Raw genomic sequence first — 16,493 nt, 5'->3', positions numbered from 1 at the left:
ACTCTCGGCTTCACAGCTCACGCGGAGAGCTGGCGTTCCTGGTTGACCCGAAGCGCCTTCTCGGCGAGATCGGAGCCGGCCGAGGCGTACAGGTTCAGGACGGCGTGGGCGCCGCGCTTCTTGAGCTCGTCGCGCTCCTCGGGGCGCAGCGCGATGGCGGCGACCGTGCCCTTGAACCCGAGCTTGCGGAGCAGGTCCATGGCGAGCAGGTTGTCGCCGTGGAAGGGCATCGTGAGGACGACCAGCTCCATGCCGGCGCCCTTCTTGACCCGCTCCCAGAAGTCCTGGTCGGTGGCGTCGGCCTCGACGACGTCGAAGCCCTCCTCCTTGAGCGAGGCCGCCCGCAGCGAGTCGTGCTCGACCGCCAGCACGTGGTAGCCCTGGGTGTCGCGCAGCTCCTCGTAGGTCGTACGTCCCACCCGGCCCATCCCGACCACCAGCGCCTTGGCGTCGCCCAGGTTGATCGGCCGGTCGGCCTCCTGGAGCCGCTCCGGCCTCCGCTCCGGCAGCAGGCGGTTGAGCAGGTTGATGAGCTTAGCGGCGTACGCGTTGAAGACGGCGGCCACCAGGAACGAGAGCGAGGTCGCGACCGCGAGCACGGTCTGCCACTGCGCCGAGGCCAGCCCGGTCGCCGAGGCGATGACGATCACGATCAGCCCGAACTCGGAGTAGTTGGTCAGCGTGAACGAGGCCAGCGTCGCGGTGCGGTAGCGCAGCCCCATGACGGTGAAGATCACGACGTACGCCGCGGCCTGCAGCGGCAGCAGGATCTGCAGCACGGAGGCCAGCGCCAGGTCCTCCAGCGAGGGCACCCCGGTCAGCCCGATGCTCAGGAAGAACGCGATGAGGAAGAGCTCCTTGGTGCTGAACAGCAGCTTGGCCAGGGCCGGCGCCTTCGCGTGCGACCCGAGGAGTACGCCGACGACCAGTGCCCCGAGGTCGCCCTTGAGCCCCACGGTCTCGAAGAGCCAGTAACCCGGCACGAGCGCGATCGCCAGGCCGAACAGAGCGGTCAGCTCGGCGGAGGTGATCCGGTCCCAGATGCGGTGGGCGAGCCAGGCGCCGGGGAGGAGCAGCACCAGCGCGAAGACCCACGGCGAGGGCCAGTGACCCTTGGAGATCGTCAGGAACGCGACCGCGACGATGTCCTGCATGACCAGCACACCGATGGCGATCCGGCCGTAGAGGGTGTTGTTGTCGTGGCGCTCGTCGAGGACCTTGATCGCGAACACGGTGCTCGAGAAGGAGAGGACGAACGCGATCAGCGCCATCTCGCCCAGGTCGGCGTCGGCGAGGAGCGCGAAGCCGAGCGGCGCGATGCCGGCCAGCAGCCCGACGCCGATGATCACGCTGAAACCGAGGTGGGCGAAGGTGCTCAGCCACACGTCGGGCCGGAGCAGCGACCTCACGTCGAGCTTGAGGCCGATGCCGAACAGGAGCAGCGTGACGCCCAGGTCGGCCAGCGTGTGCAGGCCCTCCAGCTCGCCGACGCCGGCGGCGTGCAGCCCGAACCCGGCCGCCAGGAAGCCGACCAGCGGCGGGAGCCGGAGGAACATCGCGACCAGCCCCGCTCCCAGTGCGACGAGCAGATAGAGCGCGGTCAGCGACATGTTCGGATATCCCCCAGGCTGAAACTCGACGTTCCGACGCACGTACGATACCGCGTGATACCACTTCGGGTTACGCTGGGTCCATGGCTATGACTCTGCGACTCAGCGAGGCCGACGACCGGCTGCTGACCGACCGCGCCCGGACGGAGAACCGGTCCAAGCAGGAGATCGCCCGCGAGGCCATCCGGGCCTACCTCAACGACCACGACCGGCGCATCGAGGACCTCGAGGACGATCTCGCCATCGCGCGCTACTCGCTGCGCCGCGAGCTCGGCGAGGTCCGCTACACCCCGCACGCCGAGGCCCGCCGCGCCCTCGGTCTCGACCGCCCGCTCGGCGAGTGACCTATCAGGTCGTCTGGGCCGACGAAGCGTTGCAGTCGGCCGAGGCGTACGTCGACGACGACCCGATCGGCCTGATCCAGGTCTTCGACACCGTCGACACCCTGGCCGAGACCCCGCGCGATGTCGGTGCCTACGCCTGGGGCAAGGACCGCTACCGCCTCCGCGTCGGCCGCTACCGGATCGTCTACGTCGTCGAGGAGCGCCGGATCACTGTCGCGGTCATCCACCTCGGCCGGCGGAGCGTCTGACCCGCCGCTTCTACCGATTCGGCGGGATCAGGACAGCCGCTCGATGACCAGCGCCATGCCCTGGCCACCCGCGGCGCACATCGTCTCCAGGCCGTAGCGGCCGCCGGTCTCCTGCAGACCGTGGAGCAGCGTGGTGGTGAGGCGGGCACCGGTGGAGCCGAAGGGGTGGCCGAGGGCGATCGCGCCGCCGTTGACGTTGACCCGCTCGGGGTCGAGACCGATCTGGGCGATGCTGGGCAGCACCTGGGCGGCGAAGGCCTCGTTCATCTCCACGAGGTCGATGTCGGACGCCGAGAGCCCGGCGCGGGCGAGCGCCTGACGGGACGCGTCGACCGGCCCGAGGCCCATGATCTCGGGCGAGAGCCCGGAGACCCCGGTCGAGACGATCCGGGCCAGCGGCGTGATGCCGAGCTCGGCGGCGCGGGTGTCGCTTATGATCACCAGTGCGGCCGCGCCGTCGTTCAGCGGGCAGCAGTTGCCGGCGGTGACGGTGCCGTTCTCCCGGAACACCGGCGCCAGCCCGGCGACCTTCTCGAGGGTCACCCCGGCCCGGGGCCCGTCGTCGGTGGAGACGACCTCGCCGGACGGCAGCGTCACCGGGGTGATGTCGCGCTCCCAGAAGCCGCGGGCGGCGGCGGCCTCGGCGCGGTTCTGGGAACGTACGCCCCATGCGTCCTGCGCCTCCCGGGTGACGCCGCACAGCTCGGCGACGTTCTCGGCGGTCTCACCCATCGCCAGGTGGTAGTCGGGCAGCTCGCCGGACTCGCGAGGATCGGTCCAGCCGGTCCCCGCCGCCACCCGCGCGGAACCGCGCTCGCCCGCCTTGAGGAACTCCTCGGCCTTCGTGTCCGGCATCCCGTCGGCCTTGCCGCGCTCGTAGCGCGACACGCACTCGACCCCGGCGGAGACGAACGCGTCCCCCTCGCCGGCGCGGATCGCATGGAAGGCCATCCGGGTGGTCTGCAGCGACGAGGCGCAGTAGCGGTGGACGGTGGTGCCTGGCACGGCGTCCAGGCCCAGACGTACGCCGACGACCCGGCCGATGTTGTAGCCCTGCTCCCCCGCGGGCTGGGCGCAGCCCATCATCAGGTCGTCGATCTGCGCCGGGTCCAGCTCCGGAACGGAGGAGAGGGCGCTGCGTACGATCTGCTCGGCCAGCTCGTCGGGACGCAGGTCCTTCAGCGATCCCTTGAAGGCACGGCCGATCGGCGAGCGGGCGGCAGAGACGATGACTGCTTCGGGCACGTTTTCTCCTCAGGAGTTGGGGGTGTGCTGGAGGAAGGCGGGCCACTCCCCGCCGCCGTCGACGGCGAGGACCGCACCGGTGATGTGCGTGGCGAGCGGGGAGGCGAGCATCAGGCAGGCGTCGCCGATCTCCTCGGGGGTCCCGAAGACGCCGCGCGGGATGGTCGCGGCCACCGCAGCCCGCTGCCCCGGGCTGCCGTAGTGGTCCTCGGACCCGGGGGTGGCGACGATCCCGCAGGAGATGGCGTTGACGCGTACGTCCGGAGCCCACTCGACCGCGATCGACCCGGTCAGGCTCTCCACGGCCGCCTTCGCGGCACCGTAGACCGCGGTCCCGGGGCTGGGCCGCCGTGCCGAGATCGAGCTGATGTTGACGATGGACCCGCGGGAGGCCTTCAGCGCCTCGTACGCCGCCTGGCAGACGTAGGCGGTGGCCAGGAAGTTGATCGCCGAGATCTTCTCGTGGAAGCGCGGCGACGCGGTCACGAAGTCGGCGTAGGGCGCGCCACCGGCGTTGTTGACGACCACGTCGAGCCGCCCGAGCCGCGAGGTGATGGCGGCGATCCACGCCGCGACCTGCTCGGGATCCCGGACGTCGACCTGGGAGAAGACCGGCTTGCGACCGTCGATCACCGGCAGCTCGGCCGGAGCCGTCCGGCCGCAGATCTCGACCTCCGCGCCGGCCTCGAGGAACCGCGCGACGATCCCGGCGCCCACCCCGCGGGCGCCACCGGTCACCGCGACCACCTTGCCGCTGAAGTCGATCTCGACTGCCATGTCCGGCAGTCTAGAGCGCCTACCAAGCAAATGCTAGGTTGATGGTCACGGTGACCGGTTGAGAGTCAGAGGCAGAAGCCTCAGACGCAGTGCACGTCCACCCAGTAGGTGTGCTCTCCGCTCATGTGCTTCTTGACCAGCACCGGAACGGTGACCGAGCCGCTCGCGTCGGGCAGGAAGGTCTGCCCGGCGTAGTGCACGTCATCGATCTCGCAGCCGGCCTGGTCACTCACGGTGATCTTGTGCAACCCCGCCTCCGCGGCCTCGACGTGCGCCTCGTGGAACGCGAGGACCGCCGGGTTGTACTCGGAGTACTTCACGTTGTGCGCACCCAGGGTGTCGGTCCACTCGGCAGCCAGACCGTCGATGAACGGCCCGCCGTGCCGCGAGAACCGGGTGTCGATCTCGACGATCGCCCGGGCCCGGACCTTGAAGTTGTCGGTCTTGCTGTCGGACGGGACGAAGCCGTGCCGGTTGCCGGGCGCGGTGGAGTCGAGCGCGGCGTACGGCGTCAGCCAGACCTTGTACTCGCCACCGTTGTTCGGGGTGTCGAGGTAGGGGAACAGCTGAACGGTGATGCCGCCGTCCTCCGCGTCGGTGCCGGTCGCGTGCGCGCAGCCGCCGCTGGGTGCGACGCTGACGAAGCGGCCGCTGTCGTCGACCTGGACCAGGCGACACTCGACGGCGTCGGTGGAGAGCAGCGTCTTGCCGGACGGGTCGGTCACCTGGAAGGCGTAGATCCCGGCAGGCAGGCCGGCGGCGTCATCGGGCGCGTTGATGCCGGGACCACCGTTGAGGTAGACGTCCTGCTTGGCGGCGTAGTGGTTGAGGTTGACAGGCGCGCCGGAGACGTCGGTGGTGAAGATCGCGCCGGAGAGCTGCAGCAGCGGCGCAGCCGAGGCCGGCATCGACCAGAGCGCCGCCGCGGCGACCCCCGCCGCGACGGCACAGACGAGCTTTCGGATCATGGGTTTCCCCCTCAGATAGGTCGGACCTCGAGTCTTCGACGCGACCCGGTAAAGGCTTCCGTCCGGCCCTCGGGTATCACCCGAACCGGGTAGGCCCCCGGAGATGTGTGATGGGCCACGTTCGCTCCACCCTCGGAATACCGGAGAGTCCCTCCGTATTGCCTCAGGAGTGGACCGAGGCCATCAGTCCTCGGCAGACCTGAGAGGAACCCTTCCTGTGAGCACGACCGCCGTCGACAACTTCACGGACGTGATCCGGTCCCGCCGCTCCGCGCGGGCCTTCCTGCCCGACCCGGTGCCGGCCGACGACATCCGCGGTGTGCTCGAGGACGCCCAGCGCGCCCCGTCGCACAGCAACACCCAGCCCTGGGAGGTCCACGTCTTCTCCGGCGAGGCCCGCGACCAGCTCAGCAACGCGATGCTCAAGGCGTTCGAGGCCGGCCAGATGAGCCCCGACTTCACCACGACGTACGGAGACGACGACAGCGTCCACGTCCAGCGGTCGCAGCGTGCCGGGGCCGCCCTCTACGGCGCCATGGGCATCGCTCGCGACGACGCCGACGGGCGCACCAAGGCCGTCGCCGAGAACCTCCGCTTCTACGGTGCGCCCCACGTCGCCCTGCTCTTCGTGCCGGAGCTCGGCGATGTCGTACGCGCGGCCAACGACGTCGGCATGTACGCCCAGAACTTCCTGCTCTCCCTCACCGCCCGCGGCTACCACGGTGTCCCGCAGGGCATGCACGGCCTGTTCGCCGACGCCGTCCGCGCCCACCTCGGCCTCCCGGCCGACCTCAAGCTGCTCTACGGCATCTCCTTCGGCACCGCCGACCCCGAGGCCCCGGTCAACCGCGTCGCGATGGGCCGCGCCCCGCTCGACGAGCACATCGTGCTGCACGACACCTCGCTCTGATCGGTCGCGCCGAGCTGTAGACAAGCTGTAACACGTCGTTCGTAGTACTTCTCGCCCTATCAGAACGACCGGATAGTGCTACGAACGACGTGTTACACGTGCGGCCCCCGCTCAGCAGGCCGCCGCAACCCCGCGGATCTCCGCCACAGACGTACGCTGCGCCCGACCCGCCGCGAAGATGCTGACCGCCACCGCGAGCAGGAGCCAGAGGACCAGTCCCCCGACCGGCGCACCGACCGCGGCACCGCTCTGCGCGACCACGACCCCGCGCAACGCCTCGGCGGCGAGCGGGACCGGCAGGATGCCGGCGAGCGCACCGAACGGCGCGGACGCCGTGGCGACCGGCAGCAGCCCGCCGAGGGAGACCAGCTGCAGGGCGAGGAAGGCGAGCGAGATCAGCCAGCCGCGACGCTGGCCGGCGAGCGCGACGACGGCCTGGTGGACCGCGACGAAGACCACCGCAGCAAGGACCGCGACCCCGACCGTGGCGACCGGCTCCGCGAGATCCGCGCCGAGAAGACGGGCCGCTCCGACGAGGAGCGCCGCCTGCACCAGTCCGATCAGGGCCGCCGGCCACAGCCCGACGAAGGCGAGCCGGCGTGCCGTGAGAGCCTCGCGCAGCCGCTTGGCGGGGAAGGCCGGACGGAGCAGGTAGACGGCGAACGCCCCGAGCCACAGCGCCAGCGCGATCACCGCCGGCGCCAGCCGGGTCGCTCCCGAGGTCGATGCCGCGGACGCGACCGAGACCTGCACCGGGTCGGCGACGACCTCGGCCTGCTTCTCACCGGGGACCGCGATCTGCGAGGCGCCGTCGTCGAGACCAGACGCCAGCGAGGAGGCACCTTCGTTCAGCGAGGATGTCCCGGAGGAGAGATCGTCGGCCCCGGTGGCCAGCGACGCCGAGCCGTCCTCGAGCTGCTTGGTCCCCGACGCCAGCCGGTCGGCCCCGGAGGCCAGCTCGGTGGCGCCGTCGTTCGCCTCACCGACACCGGCGGAGAGCTCCCGCGCCCCGGAGGCCACACGCGCGTTGGCCGAAGCGAGCCGGGACGCCCCGGACGCGACCTTCCCGGCACCGTCCGCCGCCGACGAGATCCCGCTGGCCAGCTCGGGGGCCGCCTGCGATAGCGCGGAGGCACCCGAGGCCACCTGGTCCGCCCCGGCCGCGAGCTGGTCGGCCTGCGCGCCTCCGGAGCCGACCGCCTGCGCGGTCGCGCCGCACAGCTGCGGCTTGGAGGCCGCGAGCAGCGGGTCGCTCGCGCACGCCTGGGCCCAGCCCTTGGCGAGCTGGGTGTAGCCGTCCACACCCTCCGACACCTGCGCGGCACCGGTGGCGAGCGCCGAGGTCTGCGACGGGAGCTCCGCGGTCGACCTCTCCAGCCGGTCGAGCCCGCTGCTGAGCTCGTCGGCGCCGGCCGACAGCGAGGACGCACCCTTCGACGCCTTGCCCGCGCCGGTCGCCAGCGATCCCGCACCCGACTCCAGCCGGGCGGTCCCGCCGGCGAGCGAGTCGAGGCCACCGGCGACCTGCGAGGCGCCGTCGGCGGCGCCGGAGGCACCGGAGCTCAGCGCGCGGGCACCGTCGGCGACCTTCCCCGCACCCGAGTCGGCGGCAGCAGTGCCGTCGGCGAGCTGATCGGCACCATCGGCGGCGTCGGTCAGGCTGGTCTTGAGCTTCCCGGTCTCGTCCCGGACCCCGTCGAGGTAGGTGGTCGTCACCGTACGTCCCAGGGTCGACGCGGACTGCCGCGCGACCTGCCGCGCGATCTCGGCGGTGACCTCGCTGGAGGCGTCGGACGCCTCCACGGTCACCCGGCCGGCGCTCGGGTCGCTGCCCTGCACCCCCGACAGCGTCTTGGAGAGATCCTCCGGGATCGTGATGACCGCGGCGTACTTCCCGTCCGCATAGCCGGAGCGCGCGTCCTCCTCGTCGGTGAGCTCCCAGCCGAGCGTCGGCCCGGACGAGCCGGAGCCCGAGGAGGAGACCAGGTCCGCGGCGAGCGCCCGCCCGGCGTAGATCGTCTGCTTGTCCTTCCCGCTCCCCGTCGTCACCGGCTTGTCGAGGTTCACCACCGCGGCGGGGACCTTGTCGAGGTTGTCGGTGCGGTCGCCGAGCGCGACGAGCGCGAGCGCCGTCACGACGACCGGCAGCAGGATCGCGGCGGCCACCAGGCGGCGAGCGCCCCACCATGATTTCGTACGTGTCATCGGACTGTCTCCAGATCGGCGGCCGAAGCCGCGGGGTCGGTGAGCGCAGGAAGCGCGCGGGCAGGCTCGGCGCACGCGAGGGCGTCCGCGACCTGCGGTACGGCGGGCAGCGACGGCATGCCGAGCAGCACCGTCGTGCCCCGCGAGGTCAGCGCGGACAGGGCCGCGAGCTGACCGGGGTCGAGCGTGGTGGGGCTGTCGATCGCGACCAGCGCCGGGACACGGCGCGCACCCCCGAGCCGGAGCGCGGCCGCGACGTCGTCGACGAGCGCGGCCCGGGCGCGGACGGCTCCCGCCTCCTCCGGCAGCAGCCGGTCGAGCACGACCAGCTGCCCGGAGAACCCGAGCCGCCCGGTGATCGCGGCGAGCGCAGCGGAGCGCGCCACCGGGTCGGACCCGTGGACGATCCCGAGCCCGCCCGGGCGAAGGTCGAGCGTGAGCGGCGCGAGCGCCCCCGGCACCTCGACCTCGTGCGCCCGCACCGCGACCTCGCCGTGAGCTGCGACGTAGTCGGCGTGCTCGAGGTGGTGGACGAGCGCCTCACCCTCGATGTCGAGGACCGGCAGCCGCCGGTCCAGCCAGCGCGGCAGCCACCAGGCACCCCGCCCGAGCAGGGCGAGCACCGCCGGCACCAGCGTCATCCGCACCAGGAACGCGTCCACCAGGACACCCACGGTCAGACCGAGAGCCATCGGCTTCACGATCGGGTCGCCGTGGGGCACGAAGGCCGCGAAGACGCCGATCATGATGACCGCGGCGGCGGTGACGACGCGGGCGCTGGCGGCGAACCCGGTGTCCACGGAGCGTCGGGCGTCGCCGGTGTGTACGAAGTCCTCCCGCATCCGGGAGACCAGGAACACCTCGTAGTCCATCGCGAGCCCGAAGAGCACGCCCATCAGGATGATCGGGAAGAACGCGATCACCGGCCCGACCTTGGCGACGTTGAACAGGTCGGCGCCCCAGCCCCACTCGAAGACCGCGGCGACCACTCCGAACGAGGCCGCCACCGACAGCACGTAGCCCAGCGTCGCCTTCAGCGGGACCGCGATCGAGCGGAACACGATCGTCAGCAGGATCAGGGAGAGCCCGACGACGACGGCCCCGAAGGGCAGGATCGCCCCGGAGAGCCGCGCGCTCACATCGATCGCGACCGCGGTCTGCCCGGTGACCCGGACGTCCTCGATCCCGAACCGCTTCTCCAGGTCGGCCGAGTCCGCGCGGATCTCCTTGACCAGCGCGGCGGTCGCGGGGTCGCTCTTCTCGGTGGTCGGGTAGATCACCACGAGCCCGAGGTCGGCGGTCCGGTTCGGCGTGGCCAGCGCGACCTTCTGCACCCCGTCATAGCCGCCCAGCGCCTTGCCCAGGGAGTCCATCACCCCGATCGGGTCGGTGGTGTCGATGATGTCCGCGGTCACGAACAGCGGCGCGTTGTAGCCGGGCCCGAAGTCACGGCTGATCAGGTCGTACGTCTCCCGCGGAGCCGACCCCGGATCGGCGCTGCCGTTGTCGTTGAGGCCCAGTGCGAGATCGCGCGCCGGGATCGCCAGGACGGCGATGACCAGCAGCGAGACCACGACGGTGAGGACCGGCACCTTGGTCACCAGCCGCACCCAGCGCGCCCCGAGAGTGGTGGCGTGAGGCCGTCCCTCCGCGACAGCCTCACGCCGGTGGGCCCGAGACCCGGGCTTCGGCCGGAGCCGCTCACCCGCGAGCGCGAGCAGCGCCGGCACGGCGGTGAGCGCGACGAGCACGGCGACCAGGACGGCCGAGGCCGCTGCGTACCCCATGACCGCGAGGAACGGGATGCCCGCGACGACGAGGCCGCACAGCGCGATGATGACCGTGACACCCGCGAAGATGACCGCGCTGCCGGCGGTGGCGACCGCCCGGGCGATCGACTCCTCCACCTCCAGGCCGTGAGCGAGCTGGCTGCGGTGCCGGGCGATCACGAACAGCGCGTAGTCGATCCCGACTGCGAGACCGATCATCAGCGCGAGGGTCGGGGTGGTCGCCGAGATGTCGGTGACCGAGGCGACCGAGAAGATCCCCGCCATCGCGATCCCGACCCCGAGCAGCGCGGTCAGGATCGGCAGACCGGCGGCCAGCAGCGACCCGAACGTGATCGCCAGGACCAGCAGGGCGATGAGGACCCCGATCCCCTCGGTCGCGCTGACGTGCACCCCGGTGACGGAGTACGCATCGCCGCCGACGTGCAGCTCCAGCGACGATCCCGACGGCAGCTCCGCGGCCTTCTCCAGATCCTCGGTCACGCCCTCCGGGAGCTCGTCCAGGTCGAGGTCGAACTGCACGGTCGCCAGTGCGTCCCGGCCGTTGTCGCTGACCGTCCTGCTGTCCTTCGCCAGAGGATCGGTGACCGTCGCGACGTGGTCGACCTTCTCGACCGCGTCGAGCACCTCCCGGACCTCCGTGCGGTGGTCCTCGATCTTCTCGCCCTCGGGAGCGACGAAGACGAGCTGGGCCGAGGTCCCGGAGACCTCCGGGAAGCGCTGGGTGAGCGCATCCAGCCCCTGCTGGGACTCGGTGCCCGGGATCGTGAAGTCGTCCTGCAGCTTGCCGCCGAGCGAGATGGTCAGCGCACCCAGCAGCACGGCGAGCAGGAGCCAGAGCGCCAGCACGGTCTTGGCGCGGCGCGCGACCAGGCGGCCGAGCCGGTAGAGGTAGGAGGACATGTTCGATACAATAATGCATTCAATACAAAAATGTATCTTCCGGGTATGTGAGGATGGCTACATGACCGAGGTGAAGGCCCCCCGACGACGTACGAACACCCGCGCGCGACTGCTGGCCGCCGCCGTCGACGTCTTCGTCGAGCGGGGTGCGCGCCGGGTCACCGTCGACGACCTGGTCAGCGCCGCGGGCTACACACGGGGCGCCTTCTACTCCAACTTCAACACCGTCGACGAGGTGCTCCTCGAGGCGTTCAAGGAGGAGTCCGAGAGGCTGATCGAGGCCGTACGCACCGCCGTCGGCGAGCAGACCGACGCGGAGTCGAGCGGATCGCTGATCGGCGCCGCCTTCGACGCCGTCGGCCCCATGCAGGACCGCTGGTTCGTCCTGCAGAGCGAGGTCGTGCTGCAGAGCCTGCGCGACCCCGACGCGCGGGACATCATCTCGGCGACGTTCACGACGCTCAGCGAGCAGCTCGTCGAGGTCGTCGGGCTCGCCCTCGACCGCCTCGACCGCACGTCCACGATGCCGACGGACCTTCTCGCCCAGACGCTGATGGGTGTGTTCCTGCACAGCCTCACGATGCGTACGATCCACCCCGACGACCCTCGGGCCGACCGGCTTCTCGACGACGCGCTCCCGCAGATCATCGATGGGCTGTCCATCCCGAGGACCTCCGCCTAGGCTGAGGCAGATCCCACTCTCGGGTCGACTCTCAGGGGGTTCTCGCTATGGGCGCACCGACATGGGTGTGGCTGGTCACCGTCGTCGCGATCGTCGGTCTGCTCGGGTTCGACTACATCTTCCACGTACGCAAGGCCCACACGCCGACGCTCAAGGAAGCGGCCACGTGGTCGGCGATCTACGTCGCGATCGCGCTGCTGTTCGGCATCGGCGTGCTGGTCTTCGGCGGCGGCACGATGGGCGGGGAGTACTTCGCCGGCTACATCACCGAGAAGGCGCTCTCGGTCGACAACCTGTTCGTCTTCCTGATCATCATGACCAGCTTCCGGGTGCCCCGCGAGGACCAGCAGAAGGTGCTCCTCTTCGGGATCACGTTCTCGCTGATCGCCCGCACCGGATTCATCTTCGTCGGCGCCGCGCTGATCAACACCTTCGCCTGGGTCTTCTACCTGTTCGGGCTGATCCTGCTGATGACGGCCGGCAACATGCTGAAGCCCGACGACGACTCCCACGGGGAGAACTTCGTCGTCCGGCTGGCCCGGCGGCTGTTCCACGTCAGCGAGCACTACGACGGCGACAAGCTCTTCACGGTCGAGGACGGCAAGCGCATCCTGACCCCGATGCTGCTCGTGATGGTGGCCATCGGCGGCACCGACATCCTCTTCGCCCTCGACTCCATCCCGGCGATCTTCGGCCTCACCCAGAACGTCTATCTCGTCTTCACCGCGACCGCGTTCTCGCTGCTGGGCCTGCGCCAGCTCTACTTCCTGCTCGACGGCCTGCTCGACCGGCTCATCTTCCTGTCCTACGGCCTGGCCGCGATCCTCGCCTTCATCGGCGTGAAGCTGATCCTGCACGCGCTCCACGAGAACAACATCCCGTTCGTCAACGACGGCGATCCCGTGCACGTCGTCGAGATCAGCACCGGCCTGTCCCTGAGCGTCATCCTCGGCGTACTCGTCGTCACCATCGTCGCCTCCCTCTTCAGCAAGCGCGGCCGCGCGAAGAACGCCATCGCCAACGCCCGCCGGCACGCCGCCGCCTACCTCGACTCGGAGTACACCGCCGACCCCGCCGAGCGCGAGCGCATCCACAACGCCCTCCTCGCCGAGCGCGACATCATCGTCGCCCTCGGCCCGAAGTACCTGCAGATCGCCCGCGAGGAGACCCCGCTCATGGAGCTGCTCGAACGCGCTCTCGCCAGTCATTCCGCCGCCGTGGACCGCGGCGAGGCCACTCCCGCGGGACCGCCGAAGATCCTCCGCGAGGAGTAGCCGTCAGGCGGCGTGGCGGCTCCGGAAGGTGGCCGGCGAGGTGCCGTGGAGGCGCTTGAAGGCAGCGCTGAGGGCGAACGGGCTGGCGTAGCCGACCCGGGAAGCGATCGCCGACAGGGTCATGTCGGTGCCGACCAGCAGGTCGGCGGCCAGGGCGAGCCGCCACCGGGTCAGGTACGCCAGCGGCGGCTCGCCGACCTGCTCGGTGAAGCGCCGGGCCAGGGCGGCGCGGGAGAGGCCGACCTGTTCGCCGAGGCCCGCCACCGTCCAGGGCAGCTCGGGGTGCTGTTCCATCGCGCGCAGCACCGCGGCCACCGCGTCGTCGGCGGGAAGAGCCGGGGAGGCGGAGAGCACCTCACGCACCGCCTTGACCACGAGTACGTCGAGCAGCCGGTCGAGCAGGGCCGTCTGGCCGGCCTCGTCCCGCGCCAGCTCCGTCGACAGCAGGTCCACGACGGCGGTGTCGAAGCCGCGCAGCACCACACTCCTCGGCAGCCGGGAGAGCAGCAGCGAGCCGACCGACGTCTCGCGCTCGTAGGTGCCGATCAGCATCACGGTCGAGTCCGGCGAGCGGCTGTTTCCCCAGGTGCGTACGCCCAGCGCCAGCTCCTCGTCCAGCAGCGCCCCGCTCGGGTCGATGCAGACCTGGCCGGGAAGGATCCGGATGTCGGTGGGGCGATCGGCCGAGTCGGCGACGACGTACTTCGCCGGCCCGCGGCACACGATCACGTCGCCGGCGCCCACCTCCTGCGGCCCCTCTCCGCCGGTGAAGACCGCGTCGCCGCGCGCGATCGCGATGACCGTGAGCGGCGCCTCGTCCTCGGTCGTGATCGACCACTCCCCGGCGAACACGGCCTTCAACAGGAACGCGCGCTGGGCCCGCGGACCGTCCAGCAGCAGATCCAGCGACGACATGGTGAGACGATAACGCATCCTGTCTGGAGTCGCACGTATTCCATCGTCGCTCGTACCCGAGCAGATTAGAGGCATGACAACTCTCATCACCGGCGCCACCGGCAAGACCGGCCAGCGCGTCGTCCACCGTCTCCGAGCCCTCGACCACGACGTACGCGGCGTCACCCGACACTCCACCCCGCGGTTCGACTGGCACGACCGGACCACCTGGGCCGAGGCCGTCGCCGGCTGCGAGTCGGCCTACCTGACCTTCCAGCCCGATCTCGGCCTGCCGGACGCGGACGAGATCATCGGCGCGTTCGCCGCCGAGGCGGTCGCCGCGGGCTGCACGCGGCTGGTGCTGCTCTCCGGTCGCGGCGAGGACGGTGCCGAGCGTGCCGAGAAGGCCATGATGGCCTCGGGCGCCGACTGGACGATCCTGCGCTCGGCCTTCTTCCTGCAGAACTTCACCGAGGGTGTGTTCACGAACGAGCTGGCCGCCGGGTCGCTCACCATGGTCGAGCACACCGCCGCCGAGCCGTTCGTCGACGTCGACGACATCGCCGCGGTCGCCGTCGCGGCCCTGCTCGACCCCGGCTACGTCGGCCGGGTCCTGGACCTCACCGGACCACGGCTGGTCACCTTCGAAGAGGCGGCCCAGGCCATCGGCGGGCCGACCGTCACCTACCGCTCCGTGCCGACCGAGGACTACATCGCGACTCTGATCGCGGCGGGGTTGCCGGCAGCGGACGCGGCCGGACTGGCGTACCTCTTCGAGGAGGTGCTCGACGGACGCAACGCCTACGTGACCCGCGACGTCGAGTCGGTCCTGGGCCGCCCTGCGCGAAGCGTCGACGATCTCCACAGGGGTGAGCGGCGATGAGCGAGGTCCTGCTCACGAGCGCGAGGCTGCTCAACGGCGTCACCGCCGGGATCTACATCGCCTTCCTCGTCGCGTTCATGCCCGCGCTGCACGGCCAGCCCGACGAGGTCTACGCACGGGTCATGAACCGGCTCAACGCGGTCATCGTCAACCCGGCATTCCTGGCCTTCTTCCTCGGTGCCCCGCTCTTCGCCCTGATCCTCCTCGGCTGGCACCGGACGCCGCTCTCCGTCACCGCCGCCTGCCTGGCCGTCGCCGCCGTCGTCATCACCTTCGCAGCGAACCTGCCGCTGAACGACGCCCTGGCGAACGGCGGCACCGTGGCCGCGTTCGAGAGGCCGTGGCTGATCTTCCACACCCTGCGAACCCTCACCGCCACCAGCGCCTTCGTCCTGCTCAGCCTGCCCGCGGTCGCCCGGACCTAGCAGCAGACGACCTGCTGCACCTTGAACAGGCTGTCCTCCTGGCGCTGCATGTTGACGTAGCCCTGATCGACCCAGACCACTCGGAAGAGCCCGTCCCCGAGGTCCTCGACCCGCCTCTCACCGCCGGCGTCGAGGTCTTCGAGGATGTGGAAGTAGAAGCCGTCGCCACCGTTGGCGTCATCGGTGCAGTCCCAGGCGGCCGGGTCGTCAAGGTCGGGCATGTAGAGACCCGCGGCCTCGCAGTCACCGGCCTGGAGCGCGTCGACGAACCGTACGGCCGCGGTCTCCGCTCCGCTGACCGGCTGCCCCGCAGCGGTCTCCCCGCCGTCGGCCGGCACCTCGGCCGGGCCGCCACGCACCACGAACCAGGTCGCGGCGCCGCCCAGCACCAGCGCGGCACCGACGGCGGCCGCGACGAGGGCGACGTTGCGCCGGCGACGCGCCGGCTGCGGGGTCGGACCCGGCGAACGGAGCACGGTCTGAGCATCCGCAGGAGGAGGTACGGCGACCGCCCGTCCCTCAGCGGCAGCGGTGAGTGCCGCGGCGAAGCTGCCCGCGTCCGGCCAGCGGTCCTCGGCCCGCGGCTCGAGGGCGCGCATGATCACCGCCGACACCGTGGCCGGCACGGGCGCGACCGAGCCGAGCTCGGGCACCCGGGAGGCGACCGTCAGCGCCGGCGCGGGCGAGCGGCCGGCGAACATCGCCCACGCGACAGCACCCAGGCTGCGTACGTCGGCACGATGGTCGATCGGCAGCGTCTCGTCGAACTGCTCGGGCGCCATGTAGGCGGGCGTCCCGATCTGCCTGGTCACCTCGGTGTGCTGGTCGAGGGCACGTGCGACGCCGAGGTCGGCGACCATCGCACGCAGCCTGCCGTCGGACCCGCCGGCCAGCAGGATGTTGGCCGGCTTCACGTCGCGGTGGATGACCGAGCGCACGTGCAGCGCATCGAGACCGGATGCGGCCTGGGCCACCAGATCGGCCACCAGCTGCGGCGGCATGCCCTGCGGGTGCTGGGCGATCAGCTCCGCGACGCTGCCCGCGTCGGCGTACGCCATCACGAAGTAGGGCGCACCCTCCGGAGTCTCGCCGATGTCATGCACCGACACGACGTGGCTCGAGTCGACCGACCGGAGGAACCGGGCCTCCTGCAGGAACCGCTCCCTGATGTCGGCCGCCTGGGTCCACTGCGCACTGAGCACCTTCACGGCGACAGGCGAGTCGAGATCCGGGTCGTGATAGAGCCACACTTCCGCGAAACCGCCGGAACCGAGGGGCTTGACCTGGCGCAGGCGCCCGAGGGTCTGGGGAAGGGTCACCGGGACATTATGGGGGCGA

Annotated in this window: 15 protein-coding genes; 7 read left to right on the top strand and 8 right to left on the bottom strand. The window is 71.0% G+C overall.

Annotation, left to right across the window (positions count from 1 at the left end; all coding sequences use genetic code 11):
- Window positions 1-17: 17 nt before the first annotated feature.
- Window positions 18-1,610, bottom strand: a complete 1,593-nt coding sequence (locus HD557_RS27695) for a cation:proton antiporter family protein (protein ID WP_040754612.1) — start codon at window positions 1,608-1,610, stop codon at window positions 18-20.
- 83 nt (window positions 1,611-1,693) lie between these two features.
- On the opposite strand from HD557_RS27695, the gene HD557_RS27690 reads away from it, so the two are divergent.
- Both HD557_RS27690 and HD557_RS27685 read left to right on the top strand, forming a co-directional pair.
- Complete coding sequence (locus tag HD557_RS27690) at window positions 1,694-1,954, top strand: ribbon-helix-helix protein, CopG family (RefSeq protein WP_040754613.1); 261 nt, start codon at window positions 1,694-1,696, stop codon at window positions 1,952-1,954.
- Window positions 1,951-2,202 carry a type II toxin-antitoxin system RelE family toxin gene (locus tag HD557_RS27685; RefSeq protein ID WP_008355188.1) on the top strand — a complete coding sequence of 84 codons (252 nt, stop codon included), beginning with the start codon at window positions 1,951-1,953 and terminating at the stop codon, window positions 2,200-2,202. Before HD557_RS27690 ends, HD557_RS27685 begins: the two co-directional genes overlap by 4 nt.
- Window positions 2,203-2,229: 27 nt before the next feature.
- Here HD557_RS27685 and HD557_RS27680 read toward each other — a convergent pair whose 3' ends face one another.
- From HD557_RS27680 to HD557_RS27670, 3 genes are all read right to left on the bottom strand, one after another.
- Window positions 2,230-3,447 carry an acetyl-CoA C-acetyltransferase gene (locus HD557_RS27680; RefSeq protein WP_196876214.1) on the bottom strand — a complete coding sequence of 406 codons (1,218 nt, stop codon included), beginning with the start codon at window positions 3,445-3,447 and terminating at the stop codon, window positions 2,230-2,232.
- Window positions 3,448-3,456: 9 nt separating this feature from the next.
- Window positions 3,457-4,224, bottom strand: coding sequence for an SDR family oxidoreductase (locus HD557_RS27675; RefSeq protein WP_196876213.1), 768 nt, complete (start codon window positions 4,222-4,224; stop codon window positions 3,457-3,459).
- Between the two features lie 80 nt (window positions 4,225-4,304).
- A complete protein-coding gene (locus HD557_RS27670; RefSeq protein ID WP_008355193.1) occupies window positions 4,305-5,192 on the bottom strand; it encodes a hypothetical protein in 888 nt (295 codons plus the stop codon).
- Window positions 5,193-5,409: 217 nt separating this feature from the next.
- Between HD557_RS27670 and HD557_RS27665 the strand changes: the two genes are divergently transcribed.
- The gene (locus HD557_RS27665; RefSeq protein ID WP_008355195.1) at window positions 5,410-6,102 is read left to right on the top strand and encodes a nitroreductase; all 693 of its coding nucleotides are present in this window, start codon (window positions 5,410-5,412) and stop codon (window positions 6,100-6,102) included.
- A 111-nt stretch (window positions 6,103-6,213) separates the two neighbouring features.
- On the opposite strand, the gene HD557_RS27660 is transcribed toward HD557_RS27665, so the two are convergent.
- Both HD557_RS27660 and HD557_RS27655 read right to left on the bottom strand, forming a co-directional pair.
- Complete coding sequence (locus HD557_RS27660) at window positions 6,214-8,307, bottom strand: YhgE/Pip domain-containing protein (RefSeq protein WP_196876211.1); 2,094 nt, start codon at window positions 8,305-8,307, stop codon at window positions 6,214-6,216.
- On the bottom strand, window positions 8,304-10,997 hold the full coding sequence (locus tag HD557_RS27655; protein WP_196876210.1) for an MMPL family transporter: 2,694 nt from the start codon (window positions 10,995-10,997) through the stop codon (window positions 8,304-8,306). The genes HD557_RS27660 and HD557_RS27655 overlap by 4 nt, the downstream gene beginning before the upstream one ends.
- Window positions 10,998-11,058: 61 nt before the next feature.
- On the opposite strand from HD557_RS27655, the gene HD557_RS27650 reads away from it, so the two are divergent.
- Both HD557_RS27650 and HD557_RS27645 read left to right on the top strand, forming a co-directional pair.
- Complete coding sequence (locus HD557_RS27650) at window positions 11,059-11,679, top strand: TetR/AcrR family transcriptional regulator (protein WP_008355201.1); 621 nt, start codon at window positions 11,059-11,061, stop codon at window positions 11,677-11,679.
- A 47-nt stretch (window positions 11,680-11,726) separates the two neighbouring features.
- Window positions 11,727-12,953, top strand: a complete 1,227-nt coding sequence (locus HD557_RS27645; protein WP_008355202.1) for a TerC family protein — start codon at window positions 11,727-11,729, stop codon at window positions 12,951-12,953.
- Window positions 12,954-12,956: 3 nt separating this feature from the next.
- Here HD557_RS27645 and HD557_RS27640 read toward each other — a convergent pair whose 3' ends face one another.
- Entirely contained in the window at window positions 12,957-13,868 is a 912-nt protein-coding gene (locus HD557_RS27640; protein WP_196876209.1) for an AraC family transcriptional regulator, read from the bottom strand.
- 73 nt (window positions 13,869-13,941) lie between these two features.
- On the opposite strand from HD557_RS27640, the gene HD557_RS27635 reads away from it, so the two are divergent.
- Both HD557_RS27635 and HD557_RS27630 read left to right on the top strand, forming a co-directional pair.
- Window positions 13,942-14,730: an NAD(P)H-binding protein gene (locus tag HD557_RS27635; RefSeq protein WP_196876208.1), complete on the top strand. Its 789-nt coding sequence runs from the start codon at window positions 13,942-13,944 to the stop codon at window positions 14,728-14,730.
- The gene (locus HD557_RS27630; RefSeq protein ID WP_196876207.1) at window positions 14,727-15,155 is read left to right on the top strand and encodes an anthrone oxygenase family protein; all 429 of its coding nucleotides are present in this window, start codon (window positions 14,727-14,729) and stop codon (window positions 15,153-15,155) included. Before HD557_RS27635 ends, HD557_RS27630 begins: the two co-directional genes overlap by 4 nt.
- On the opposite strand, the gene HD557_RS27625 is transcribed toward HD557_RS27630, so the two are convergent.
- Window positions 15,152-16,474, bottom strand: coding sequence for a serine/threonine-protein kinase (locus tag HD557_RS27625; protein ID WP_196876206.1), 1,323 nt, complete (start codon window positions 16,472-16,474; stop codon window positions 15,152-15,154). The two genes, HD557_RS27630 and HD557_RS27625, sit on opposite strands and share 4 nt — an antisense overlap.
- Window positions 16,475-16,493: the final 19 nt, after the last annotated feature.

The sequence above is a fragment of the Nocardioides luteus genome (genome assembly GCF_015752315.1).
Taxonomy (GTDB): Bacteria; Actinomycetota; Actinomycetes; order Propionibacteriales; family Nocardioidaceae; genus Nocardioides.
Note: the sequence above shows the minus strand (reverse complement) of the source record. Positions and strands in the feature narration are given on the sequence as shown.